The organism is Fuerstiella sp. (assembly GCA_022447225.1).
Lineage (GTDB): Bacteria > Planctomycetota > Planctomycetia > Planctomycetales > Planctomycetaceae > S139-18.
The window spans coordinates 26,049-38,322 of sequence record JAKVAZ010000011.1 but is presented as its reverse complement, the minus strand read 5'-3'; the positions used below and the strand labels follow the sequence as shown (position 1 = coordinate 38,322).

10 protein-coding genes are annotated in these 12,274 nt (G+C 53.9%); 7 read left to right on the top strand and 3 right to left on the bottom strand.

Going from position 1 to position 12,274, the window contains the following annotated elements; all coding sequences use genetic code 11:
• The first annotated feature begins 161 nt into the window (after positions 1–161).
• The gene (locus tag MK110_13365; protein MCH2212287.1) at positions 162–1,163 is read left to right on the top strand and encodes an A24 family peptidase; all 1,002 of its coding nucleotides are present in this window, start codon (positions 162–164) and stop codon (positions 1,161–1,163) included.
• A 162-nt stretch (positions 1,164–1,325) separates the two neighbouring features.
• Here the strand turns inward: MK110_13365 and MK110_13360 are convergent, their stop codons facing one another.
• Together MK110_13360 and MK110_13355 are read right to left on the bottom strand one after the other, a co-directional pair.
• Positions 1,326–1,826: a transcriptional repressor gene (locus MK110_13360; protein MCH2212286.1), complete on the bottom strand. Its 501-nt coding sequence runs from the start codon at positions 1,824–1,826 to the stop codon at positions 1,326–1,328.
• 927 nt (positions 1,827–2,753) lie between these two features.
• Positions 2,754–3,827: an aminotransferase class I/II-fold pyridoxal phosphate-dependent enzyme gene (locus MK110_13355; GenBank protein MCH2212285.1), complete on the bottom strand. Its 1,074-nt coding sequence runs from the start codon at positions 3,825–3,827 to the stop codon at positions 2,754–2,756.
• Positions 3,828–4,039: 212 nt separating this feature from the next.
• On the opposite strand from MK110_13355, the gene hisD reads away from it, so the two are divergent.
• The 6 genes from hisD to MK110_13325 all read left to right on the top strand — a co-directional run bounded on the left by hisD (position 4,040) and on the right by MK110_13325 (position 11,232).
• Positions 4,040–5,425 carry a histidinol dehydrogenase gene (gene hisD, locus MK110_13350; GenBank protein MCH2212284.1) on the top strand — a complete coding sequence of 462 codons (1,386 nt, stop codon included), beginning with the start codon at positions 4,040–4,042 and terminating at the stop codon, positions 5,423–5,425.
• Between the two features lie 64 nt (positions 5,426–5,489).
• Positions 5,490–6,317 (top strand): sugar phosphate isomerase/epimerase, encoded by an 828-nt coding sequence (locus MK110_13345; protein ID MCH2212283.1) that lies wholly within the window; start codon positions 5,490–5,492, stop codon positions 6,315–6,317.
• Positions 6,318–6,514: 197 nt separating this feature from the next.
• Positions 6,515–7,423, top strand: a complete 909-nt coding sequence (gene prmC / locus MK110_13340; protein ID MCH2212282.1) for a peptide chain release factor N(5)-glutamine methyltransferase — start codon at positions 6,515–6,517, stop codon at positions 7,421–7,423.
• Positions 7,410–8,156: a Sir2 family NAD-dependent protein deacetylase gene (locus MK110_13335; protein MCH2212281.1), complete on the top strand. Its 747-nt coding sequence runs from the start codon at positions 7,410–7,412 to the stop codon at positions 8,154–8,156. Before prmC ends, MK110_13335 begins: the two co-directional genes overlap by 14 nt.
• A 362-nt stretch (positions 8,157–8,518) precedes the next feature.
• Positions 8,519–9,808, top strand: a complete 1,290-nt coding sequence (gene murA / locus MK110_13330) for a UDP-N-acetylglucosamine 1-carboxyvinyltransferase (GenBank protein MCH2212280.1) — start codon at positions 8,519–8,521, stop codon at positions 9,806–9,808.
• Between the two features lie 299 nt (positions 9,809–10,107).
• Complete coding sequence (locus MK110_13325) at positions 10,108–11,232, top strand: ketoacyl-ACP synthase III (protein MCH2212279.1); 1,125 nt, start codon at positions 10,108–10,110, stop codon at positions 11,230–11,232.
• A gap of 139 nt (positions 11,233–11,371) precedes the next feature.
• On the opposite strand, the gene MK110_13320 is transcribed toward MK110_13325, so the two are convergent.
• The gene (locus MK110_13320) at positions 11,372–12,232 is read right to left on the bottom strand and encodes an SDR family oxidoreductase (protein ID MCH2212278.1); all 861 of its coding nucleotides are present in this window, start codon (positions 12,230–12,232) and stop codon (positions 11,372–11,374) included.
• Positions 12,233–12,274: the final 42 nt, after the last annotated feature.

Here is a 12,274-nt window from a genome sequence, read left to right as displayed (position 1 = left end):
ATAAAAGCGACAAGAACAGAACATGATTCGACGCTGGTAACACGACCGAATCAGACCTCAACTCAACTGGAGCGTAACAGCAGCAGTCTGCTTCCCGTCTGGTCCAAATACTCATCTGTCAGCAGGATTCAGCCAACAGCTCACGCCTTCCAGCGATGCCTATGACACCAATTATGCTATTTATTGTCGGCTGTGTGCTGGGCCGGATTGCCGCCGGCTGGGCAGCTCACGTGTTGGCCGGGGATTCATCTACCGGGCTGGATGACTGTGAACAATGCCGGACTCCGTGCTCCATTCAGCAGCGTTGGCTGGGAGTCTGGACAATTCGCTGCAGGATATGCGGAACTCGCCGGGGAGTCCGATGGCCCGTGGTTTCGTCACTGGTCATGGGAATATTGTTTACGGCCTACGCGTGGCTGTTAACAGTAATCGACTGCCAGAAGGTGGCAGAAGTTCAGCCTGTGACCGCGATGCACCTGCTCAGACTTCCATATCACCTGGCACTACTGTTTCTCCTGACCGTCACCGTGCTCACCGATCTGCTGGACTATGTGATTCCTGACCAGGTAATCATCCTGGGTATTTTCGTGGCAGTCGCCGGAGCAACGATGTCGGGTGATTTGCAGGTCATCCACGTATGGGTGAACTGGGATGCCCAGATCCCCGGACTGAACGGTCCCTATCTGCCCGAATGGATGAAAAACCACCAGCACCTGCACGGTTTGATCTGGAGTCTGGGCGGCATGATTGTCGGAGGCACTTTTATATGGCTCGTGCGCGGAATTTCCGGATGGGTCATGGGACAGCCGACGATGGGATACGGCGATGTCACACTGATGGCGATGATCGGTTCATTCATCGGGTGGCAGCCGGCGCTTTGCGCCATCGCCATCGCTCCCCTGACAGGGATTGTGGCCGGATTAGCGGTACGCATCACCACAGGTCGCACATATGTGGCGTTCGGTCCCTATCTCGCTGTTTCTGCTGTGATCGTGCTGGGTACATGGCGATGGATCTGGGCGGAGCCATTATTGATGCGAATCGTGTTCAGTCACTGGCCATCGATCCTCGGACTGACTGGTGGATCTCTGGCAGCGCTTGCGATCCTGCTGGGTGCATTGCGGACGTTTCTGACCACCCCTGCAGAATCAATCCGTCGTTAGTCAATTCCATTCTCGACAGCGCTCGGGTGCCTCAGAGCGACCCCGCTACTCACTGCTGACAATACACAAACATCGATCCAAATGACCATGGACCAAACCCGTCAGAGAAAGTCGGATTCAGTCTATACCTTGTTTTCGCCGGGATTATCCGACCTCTCAAATTCAAATCATGTCCAGTTTGCGATGGCGGCGGGAAGGCGGGCGAGCACACTGAGTACAAATCCCGTGAACTTCCAGACGGTGGCCCGTCATACGAAAACCGTGGTCAGCTGCGATGGTTTCCAGTGTCTTCGAAATCACATCATTGCGGAATTCAATCAACGAATCGCACTTTTCACAAATGAAATGATCGTGCTGTGGATAACCATAATCATGTTCGTACACTTCGCGGTCGTTGCTGCGGGCAACCTTGCGAATCAGACCGGCATCTTCCAGATGACCGATTGTTCGGTAGATTGTCGCTCGACTTACCCGAGTCCCGCCAATGCGCTGTTTCGTCAGTCGTGCGACAATCTCATCGGTTTCAAAGTGCTTGTGATCCGCGAAGATCTCACGGACGATGATGTCACGTTCCTGAGTCAGCCGCATTCGCCGAGTTTCGAGGTATTCCCTGAATTTTTCCACGGGTGCGGCTGAAACAGTTTCCGGCGTCAGATTCTTCACAGCAGTACCTTTGTCTGAAACAACTGTTTGCCGACTTGATCGGCACATATCTTTCGGAAAACGGTCCGGGCATTAGTTTCGCAGCCACGTTCAGCGTTTCAAAGGCTTCAAAAAAAAATCCACAGCGGTTTTCTGCTATTCGGTGTCGTCAGAAAGCTGTTTCAGCATTATTTCGAGAGCCTGGCTCAGAAATTCACCACCTTCGTATTTGCCATTCCTCACGTCCCTTTTGATGCGACGAAGTCTGTCATCCCGCAATTCATCAGAACAAACAGCTCCTGGTGGTCCCTGGCGATTTGCAGACTTTGAGGTTTTCTGCTGTTCCTCTTCACACACGTCGGCAGATTGGATTTTCGTTTTGCCGTCGGCTGAACAAGGAGTCAACCGGGTGGTCTGGGATGACTTTTTCGAGTTCACCATGGCAATTCATTCATGGGTAACACGCTGAAAAAACTACGAGATTGACTGCACATCGTAGAGAGGGATCTCAAACTGGTCCAGCAATTGCTTGACTTACCTCCGGATCGATTGTCACTTTGGCTGACACGACAAATACAGAAAACACCCAGGTCTATTTTCCAATCGTCCGCAACTCCCCCGGAGTTACACAACCGGTTTGACATCTTTTCCGGTCATCAGCCGTGCCGCAAACGATTTCATGTTCAGACCGGTTTGTGGTACGAACATTCCTGCATATGCCGGACTCGCAACAAACCAAAAACACGGCATTCAACAAACCCAGAATGAATTGACAGCAGAATTCAGCAGGGTGATATCAACACTGTTCCTCACGCGACGCTTTGCGTCTCTCCACTGACAGGTGATACGTGTTTACATTCTGTCCACCTCATATCGAAACAGCAAAGTGTCAGAACGGCAACCGGAACCCCTGTCCAAAGTGTCTGCTGGCGACCGGGGTTTCGTCCGTCATTCCGAATGTGGACCACCGGTGGGGACTGTCTGTTCCCTGATACCGGCTGCCATCGCCCTGCGAACCGCGTCTGCTGCTTTTGGGATATCAGCTGCTGTGACATCCAGATGAGTAACCGCACGCATTCTCTGTCCGGGAAAAGGACACATCCGTACGTCAAATTCGGAAAGAGCCGTTCCCAGTTGTGCAGACGTTCCCAGATCGTCATCGATTTCAAAGAACACCAGATTACTTTCCACATCGGCCGGACTGATACGGATCCCTTCAACAGTGGATAACCGGGCAGCCAGCTCCCGGGCATTCCTGTGATCGTCGCCCAAACGACTCACATGGTTTTCCAGGGCATGCACAGCTGCCGCAGCAATAATACCCGCCTGACGCAGAGCACCTCCAAAAATCTTGCGAACACGACGTGCCTCACGAATGTCGTCATGCGAACCGACCAGAATCGAACCCATCGGACAGCCGAGCCCCTTACTGAAACAAATGGAAACAGTGTCAAAACACTGTCCAACATCTTCCGGTGAATACCCGCCGGCCGTTGTCGCATTAAACAGTCTGGCCCCGTCAAGGTGCATTTTCAGATTGTTGGACCAGGCCCATTCGGCGACCCGCTGCATCTGTTCCAGCGGGTAAACGCGACCTCCACCGGCGTTGGCGGTATTCTCAAGACACACCAGCCGAGTGCGACATAAATGCTGATCATCAGGAGCCAGTCGATCACGTAAATCGTCTACATCCAGAAATCCGTCAGGGGACATGATGTGACGTACTGTGATACCGCTCAGCGCAGCGGGAGCACCACCTTCGTAATTGCCAATGTGCCCGGTCGAGTTAATCAGTAATTCATCACCTGGCACACAATGCACGCGAAGAGCCATCTGGTTGGATTGTGTTCCCGAACAGGCAAAGACAGCAGCTTCTTTCCCCAGCATCCCGGCAACCATAGATTCAAGTTGATTGACGGTGGGATCTTCACCCATCATATCGTCACCAACAACGGCGGATGCCATCGCCTGCCGCATCGCGTCAGTTGGACGTGTCACAGTATCGCTGTAAAGATCAAGCATGGACAATGATTACCTTAACAAACCTGCGGTTGACGGAATCGCCACCCAAAAACGCCGGGTTTCGGAATAAAAATGTCAGTGAGTGACTGTACATCCGTCGTTTGCCGGCTTCAATCATCAGCCTGACGGAGTTAGATTCGTCCGTCTCACAACAGAAACCCATCAGCCCCTGACTCAATGACCGGCCCGATTATTCGAATCCCGAGTTACCCATGACGAATTCATCGGACAAAAACTGCCCGATCCCGGTGATTGATTGTCGCCATGATGATGCGGCCGGTCTGTTTCGCTCCTTGAGAGAAAAACTTAGTCCGCGCGGTGACGTGGTTTCTGAAGCCGGCCGACAGCGAACGATTGAGCTGTTCGGTGAAGCCCTCAGCCCGCGTGCCGTGGTACAACGCATCTGCTCAGACGTTCAGAAGAAGGGCATCTCAGCGGTTCTCGACTATACATCCCGGCTCGACAGAAGCGACCTGACTGCAGAAACCGTTCGAGTGCCTCAGGAGCAACTTGAGGCTGCGGTTGATGCTGCCGACCCGAATTTCCTGAACACAATTCGGACGATCCGTGACAACATCGCCGAATTCCAGACAATTGTGCTGCCTGAAGACTCGGAAATCCGACGAGACCTTAATGGCGGCTGCGTCAAACTCCGGCAACGACACCTGCCGATGAAACGTGTCGGAATCTGTGTGCCAGGCGGCGCCGCAGCGTACCCCTCGACGGTATTAATGACTGCTGTACCGGCAAAGACGGCGGGTGTGAAAGAGATCGCTGTCGTTGTACCACCCACAAAATTCGGAGCATGGAATACAGACATTCTGGCAACCTGCCATGAAGTCGGAGTGACTGAAGTCTACCGGATCGGAGGCGCCCAGGCGGTGGCAGCCCTGGCATACGGCGTGGACGGAATTAAGGGCGTCGATAAAATCGTCGGACCCGGTAACCTGTTCGTAGCTTTAGCCAAGCAATACGTCTTTGGTGAGGTGGACATTGACAGTATCGCCGGTCCCAGCGAAGTCGTTGTTCTGGCAGACGAAACGGCCCACCCGCACTTCGTGGCTGCAGACTTGATTTCTCAGGCTGAACACAGTCCCGGCTCAGGAGTCCTGATCACCTGGCATGAACCACTGATTGCGAAGGTAAAAAATGAACTGGAACACCAACTCCGGCAGTTGCCTCGTGGTGATCTGGCCCGCATATGTCTGGTGGACTACGGAGCATTAATTCTGGCAAAGGATGAAACACAGGCAGCTCAAATGACCGATGAACTGGCTCCGGAACATCTGCATCTTTCCATGTCCGCTCCCGAATCAATGCTGCCGCGAATTCAAAATGCCGGTGCGATCTTTATGGGACACTATACGCCGGTCGCACTGGGAGACTACGTCGCAGGTCCGTCTCATGTACTGCCTACCGGAGGAACCGCGAGGTTTTCGAATGGTTTGGCGTCGACCGACTTTTTAAAGCGCAGTTCGGTGATCCAGTATGACCGGCAGTCACTCGCGGCAGATGCCGGACACGTTCGGCTCATGTCCGCCACAGAAGGTCTGACAGCCCATGGCGCCAGTGTCGATATTCGTCTGCAGGACACTTAGCATGTGGCTGCACCCTGTCTTTCCCTTTTCGCCGCATGTCCCGCTTCACGAAATCTGACTGCACATGATCAAATCTGCTGTAACAATCAGTCTTGTCGAACAGGCTCGCCAGGGACCGTTTGTGTTTCACGATGATGCAGCTGCCAGCTGCCGTAAAGCTGCTGAACTGGGCTTCGATGCAGTGGAACTCTTTGCTCCATCCGCTGATGCAATCAAAGCACTTCCATTGGAATCGCTGTTGCAGGAAAATGGTTTGAATCTTGCGGCTGTTGGTACCGGAGCCGGAATGGTGGTTCACGGACTACACCTTTGTGACCCGGATGTCGCTCGACGCACGGCCGCTCAAGACTTTATCCAGTCAATGATTGAAGCGGGAGCAGCATATGGCGCTCCCGCAATTATTGGATCGATGCAGGGAAGATGGGACGACCAAACAAGTAAGTCAGTTGCCACAGATCGATTGCGGGACAGTCTCGAGTCACTGGGAAGCTACGCCGCCGATCACGGCGTCCGTCTGATTTATGAACCATTGAATCGCTACGAGACAAATCTGGCCGTCACCATGAAGCAGGGCAACGAATTACTGACACCGCTGTCTACTGATAATGTGGTGCTGCTGGCCGACCTGTTTCACATGAATATCGAGGAAAGCAATATCTCGGAGGCCCTCCGAACAGCAGGTTCAAACGTGGGACACGTTCATTTCGTTGATTCCAATCGCCAGGCTGCCGGTCGGGGGCACATGGATTACAGTCCCGTCGCTCAGGCACTCAGCGACATCGGATATAAAGGATATGCCTCAGCTGAAGCATTTCCCGTTCCAAATTCAGATGAAGCAGCGCGACAGACCATCGAAACGTTTAAATCCGTGTTTCGCCGGAACGTCAATTAAACTGACGTACTCGTTCAAACTTACGTCCCACAGGCGTATGATTTCCCGTCTCAGTTCGACAGAGGACCGGTTGAGTGAAGATTTTATTGACGGTCGTCACAGCCCGGCACGGAAATGTCGCGCAAAGAATCCGATTCCGTCCTGTGTCGGCGATGGTCTAACAGCAAACAGATTCATCAGTCCCGCAGGTGCAAAACATGAATGAATCAGGTCCCGCTGACGATGTGTGGACCGTTCAGCGGATTCTGGCCTGGACGACAAACTACCTGACGAAGAACGGTATCCCGGCAGCTCGGCTTGAAGCAGAACTGTTATGTGCTCATGCAAGACAGTGTCAGCGTGTTCGTCTGTACACGGACTACGACATGCCAATGACAGATACCGAACGCGTCCGAATGCGGGAATATGTTCAACGTCGGGCCGGACGGGAACCACTCGCCTACATCACAGGTAATCGTGAGTTCTACGGCCGAAATTTTGAAGTGGGAGTCGGGGTACTTATCCCCCGGCCGGAAACAGAAACACTCGTTGACCTGGCGCTTGAACAGATTTCTGATATTCACGCGTCACAGTTCGCCGAAGTGGGATTTGGTTCGGGATGCATCGCTGTGACCCTGGCCGTTCAAAAACCAAAGTGCCGGATTACAGCAAGTGACATCTCGGATGTCTGTTTTGGGTATGCCACACGCAACGCCACGATGTACGAAGTTACAGACAGAATCCGGTTGGTCCGGGGAAATGGTCTGGAACCGATAAAACGCTCGAGTACTGACGTCCGGTATGATGGAATCATCAGTAATCCTCCGTACGTATGTGATCACGAACTGCAGGAACTGCAGCCGGAGGTTGCCGAATACGAACCGCACGACGCACTCCTGTCAGGAGTCGACGGTCTGGATCTGATCCGACGCCTGATTCCGGAATCATCCGACATTCTTAAACCGGGGGGATGGATCGGACTTGAGTGTGATCCCGCGCAGTGTGAGGAAGTCCGTCGACTGATGACAGATTCGGGTTTCACGAAAATTAAGATTCATCAGGATCACCGGAATGTGGATCGAATTGTGACGGCCTTCAAAAAAGGGGATGCGAGTGCAGACAAATAATGCACAGAAAGCGTCCCGCCTGCTCCGTGAATGGATGAACGAGTCACACTGTGTTGTGGCATTTACCGGAGCCGGAATCAGCACGGAAAGTGGAATTCCTGATTTCCGATCACCTGGCGGTGTCTGGTCCAGATCCAGAACGGTGTACTTCGAAGAATTCTGTGACAGCCATGAAGCTCGCCACGAATACTGGCGGCAAAAAGCAGAAACTCATCAGGATTTCTCCCAGGCCAAACCAAATATCACTCATCAAACCTTGGCCAGGTGGGAATCGAAGGGACAACTGCACGGAATCATCACTCAAAACATCGACGGTCTGCATCAGGTATCCGGCAGTCAGCGAGTACTGGAACTGCATGGAACCGCACGCAACGTGACCTGCCTGGACTGCGACTGGCAGGATCCGGCAGATCAGTGGGTTGAAGAATTCGTAGCCACCGACCGCGTCCCGGTCTGTCCCGAATGCGGTGGTCGCCTGAAGCATGCAACGGTGTCATTTGGTCAGTCCCTGCCCACTGATGTTCTGGACACGTCAGCACAGTGGGCCGCTCAGTGCGATCTGTTCCTGGCACTGGGCTCATCACTGGTGGTTGAACCGGCAGCCAGCCTGCCAGGAATTGCTGCAGATCAGGGCGCAAAGCTGGTGATCATCAATCGAGACGAAACCCCACTCGATGCAGTCGCCTCACTGAATGTACGTGCACTGCTGGGAGATGTCTTTCAGCTGATGTGAACCGTGATTCGGCCTGAACTCATGAACATAAGTGCAGATTCGACGTAACGACGATTTACGGGGTAATCCCATACTGTGAAAAAACTTCACCGTATCAACCGTCCTGCGATTGGTCCGTGTTGCTGCTAATGATCACCAAATACTGAACCGTGCCAATCAGATCGATGCCCGGACCGGCATGGCAATGCCTGAGATTGGTGGTGTTTTACCGCTAATCTTTGTATTCATAGCGTTTAAGCAGTGACGGATATTCGATCAGTGGAATCGAACTTCGGGACAGACGTATTTGACGGCTTTGAACAGGCCGATAACTCCTGAGCCTGTCCACTCGCGGTACGGTTTGTCAGCAGGGATACACACGGATGGACATGTTGATCGTAGAGGGAGCCCGACGACTTTCGGGACGCGTTCGCGTTCATGGGTCCAAGAATGCGACGCTTCCCATCATGGCAGCGTCGCTGGCTGTTGATGGCCCCGTCACACTCAACAATGTCCCGGCCCTTGTTGATGTCGTCACCATGGCCCGGCTGCTGCGAAGCCTCGGTGCCCGCGTTTCAGGCACAGAGGACCGTGTGGAAATCGATGCTCAGTGTGCCGAGGGTGTGGTGGCGGAATATGACCTTGTCAGACAAATGCGGGCCGGTGTCTGCGTGCTGGGGCCTTTGCTGGCCAGATTTGGAAGCGCCAGAGTCTCCTTACCCGGTGGCTGTAACATCGGACATCGTCCGATCGATCTGCATCTGCGGGGACTGACGGCACTGGGTGCAGATATCCGTATCAACGGAGGTTATGTCGTTGCTGAATCAGGGACCCTGCGCGGCACTGAACTTCATCTGGATGGTCCCCACGGAAGCAGCGTCACCGCGACATGTAACGTGATGACGGCGGCAACTCTCGCCCGTGGTCGTACCATCATTCACTGTGCGGCAATGGAACCGGAGGTTGCCGGCCTGGCTGCTTTTCTCAACCGTCTGGGTGCTAAGATTGAGGGAGCCGGCACTTCCACGATTGAAATTACAGGAGTAGAGCATCTGCATGGTGGAAGTCAGACCATCGTGTCGGATCGAATTGAGGCCGCCACCCTGGCAATCGCTGCTGCAATCACTCGCAGTGACATAGAAATTGAAGAAGCACCCGTTGATCACCTGGCGTCAGTCATTTCCAAACTTCGCGAAATCGGAGTCAACATGGCAGTCAACGGTAAATGTTTGAAAGTGAACGCCACCGGGACACTGCGTTCATCCGATATCACCGCACGGCCTTACCCGGGAATTCCCACCGACACACAGGCTCAATTCATGGCTCTGCTGGCCACAATTCCTGGAAACAGCCTGGTCACTGACAGTGTTTTCCCGGATCGTTTTATGCACGCCTCTGAGCTACTGCGGATGGGGGCCAGGCTGCGACGAGCCGGTGATTCCACTTTGGTTCAGGGAGTAAATTCACTGTCGGGCGCACCACTGATGGCGTGTGACCTGCGTGCAAGTGCGGCCCTGTTGCTGGCAGCGATGGCTGCCGACGGCGAGTCCCGAATTCGACGGATATACCACCTGGACCGCGGCTATGTGCAACTCGAACAAAAACTCAATCAAATCGGTGCCAGAATCCGGCGCTGCGATGAAACCCGCACTCAAAACAGCCGCGTCAGCTGAACCGGACGGTTGTGTTGCATGGGAATCCGCCTGGATCCTCTTAAATCAGTGCCACCATCGGCAAATCATGCCGATGTGCCGGCTGTTTCTATGACACTCCCTGACAGTCTGTATGTCGTGGTCCTGACAGAATTGATCGTTCGAACGGACAGGTTTCCAAACAGACACCAGATCGTTAGAATTACACAGCTAATAGTAGGAAGACAGTTACTTTTGTCCTGTTGTCCTCAGCCGGCAGACAGCCGGCTTGTCTGATGCTTCCGCTGGTCCACAACAGGATCAGCCTGCAGGTACCACCAATGGATGCACAAACCACCACGGCAGGAGTGCCGGCTTCCACCGGTGTCGAAATCGACGCCGAGACAGTCTGCCAAAACTTGACAGCATCAACACCTGCAGCTTCGAATCCGGAGTCTGCATTTCGAACATCGTCGCGCACTCAAAAACTGCACGGCATCTCGATACGCGGTATCGGATCCGCGCTGCCTGAGGATGTTGTGACCAATGAGGACCTGAAGCGGAACTACGGCTTTGATCCGGAATGGATCGAAAAAAGGACAGGTATCCGCGAACGACGTCGGGCAGCCGCCAATGATTCAACAAGTTCACTGGCTGTCCGTGCTGCCAAAGCAGCAATTTCCGATGCCGGGATTTCTACAACGGATATTGACCTGGTCGTTATGGGGACATTTACTCCCGACTATCACTGTGCTTCCAGCGCCTGTCTGGTCCAGCATGAACTGGACCTGGATGCTGCTGCGTTCGATGTGCAGGCCGCCTGTGCCGGATTCATGTACGCTCTCTCCACTGCAGGACAGTATGTGGCCACAGGAAATTCGCAAACAGCTCTGGTGATCGGAGCAGACATCATGAGCAGGTGCGCAGAACCATCTGACAGAACGACGGCACCCTTGTTCGGTGACGGCGCCGGAGCGGTCATTGTTCAGGCCGGAGGCCCGGAGCAGGGCCTTCTGAGTTACCAGCTGGGTGCCGACGGCAGAGGTGCTGATCTGTTGTACTGTCCGGTTGGAGGCAGCGCCCGACCGCCGGAGCCTCACACCGTTGCTGCTGGTGACCACTTCCTGAAAATGGACGGCCGCAAGGTTTTCAAGTGGGCAGTGCAGACCGTGGCCGATTCAATCAGAGTTGTTTTGGACCACTCCGGTGTTTCAGTCGATCAGGTAAATTTGTTTGTCCTGCATCAGGCCAACATCCGCATCATTGATCACGCAATGAAAGACCTGGGAATTCCGGAGCATAAGGTCGTCAACAATCTGGAACGGGTGGGTAATACGTCTGCGGCATCGATCCCGCTGGTTCTGTCCGAGGCAAACAAAGCAGGTCGTATTAACAGTGGCGATCTGGTCCTGATGTGCGGGTTTGGAGCCGGACTGACCTGGGGCACCGGCCTTTTCCGCTGGTAAGTCCACACACCTCCCGTCAAATACGATGACTGAAATCGTAACCCCTCATGCAGCCCGGGGCTTTCGATTCCTGCTGAACATCGTTTCCCGGACATCGAATGCAGGTCCCGATTCTGTGTGTTCAGGATGATACAGCATTTTACCGTTGCAGATCGTTCTGCATCGAAGTCTCAGCTTCATTCGGACGATCTGACGATTCATCCGGCAGGCGACGACCTGGTCGAAAGTATCGTTTGGATTCATTCACCGCGGTGCGCCGAGTCGCCAGACGAACAAAGACCGTAATCAGATAGTCTTTCCAGCTGGTGACCAGGTACTGCCGACGTTTTTCCAGTCCCTTCAGTGCCTTGCGAACCACGCGGCTGCTCGTTTGTGCCGTGTGTTTTTCCAGCCAGCCTGGAGCACCCGCCAGCTTGAAAAATTCCGTTTCAGTCACTCCAGGACACAACCCCATCACAGTCACTCCACGACTGCGTGCTTCAGCCCAGAGTGCTTCACTGAAGTGCAGAATAAAGGACTTACTGGCTGCATACGCGGCCATGAATGCGACCGGCTGGAAAGCGGCCACCGATGACATGTTGATGATTGCGCCATGTCCCCGCTGCAGCATTCCAGGCAGCAGCCGATAAGTCAGATCGGTAAGCGTGAGAATATTCAGCGTCAGCATCCGCTGAACCTGATTCGGATCAGTCGTCTCGATGTCCCCGATCAGACCGGCCCCGGCGTTGTTAACGACCAGTTCCACATCGATGTTCAGACGTTGAATTTCATTGTACAGCCTTTCACCGGCGTCGGTTGTGGCAAGATCGATCGTTACAATATGGCTGGTTGTCCCGTGACGAGTGAGCAGATCCTGGGCCAGTTCATTCATCATATCGGTACGGCGGGCCGCAAGAATAAGATGCATTCCCCGACCGGCAAGGCGCGCAGCGAACTCACGGCCGATTCCGGAAGAAGCGCCTGTTACAAGTGCCCAACGATCGTTATAGGTGTCCAGCACCAACAGATACCCAATTTGTGTCCACCCGAGTTTCTCAGCGGA

Excerpts from the sequence above, each read along its gene's own strand:
- MK110_13365 (MCH2212287.1), top strand. The coding sequence starts at position 162 with ATGACACCAATTATGCTATTTATTGTCGGCTGTGTGCTGGGCCGGATT.
- MK110_13355 (MCH2212285.1), bottom strand. The coding sequence starts at position 3,827 with ATGCTTGATCTTTACAGCGATACTGTGACACGTCCAACTGACGCGATG.
- hisD (MCH2212284.1), top strand. The coding sequence starts at position 4,040 with ATGACGAATTCATCGGACAAAAACTGCCCGATCCCGGTGATTGATTGT.
- MK110_13345 (MCH2212283.1), top strand. The coding sequence starts at position 5,490 with ATGATCAAATCTGCTGTAACAATCAGTCTTGTCGAACAGGCTCGCCAG.
- prmC (MCH2212282.1), top strand. The coding sequence starts at position 6,515 with ATGAATGAATCAGGTCCCGCTGACGATGTGTGGACCGTTCAGCGGATT.
- murA (MCH2212280.1), top strand. The coding sequence starts at position 8,519 with ATGGACATGTTGATCGTAGAGGGAGCCCGACGACTTTCGGGACGCGTT.
- MK110_13325 (MCH2212279.1), top strand. The coding sequence starts at position 10,108 with ATGGATGCACAAACCACCACGGCAGGAGTGCCGGCTTCCACCGGTGTC.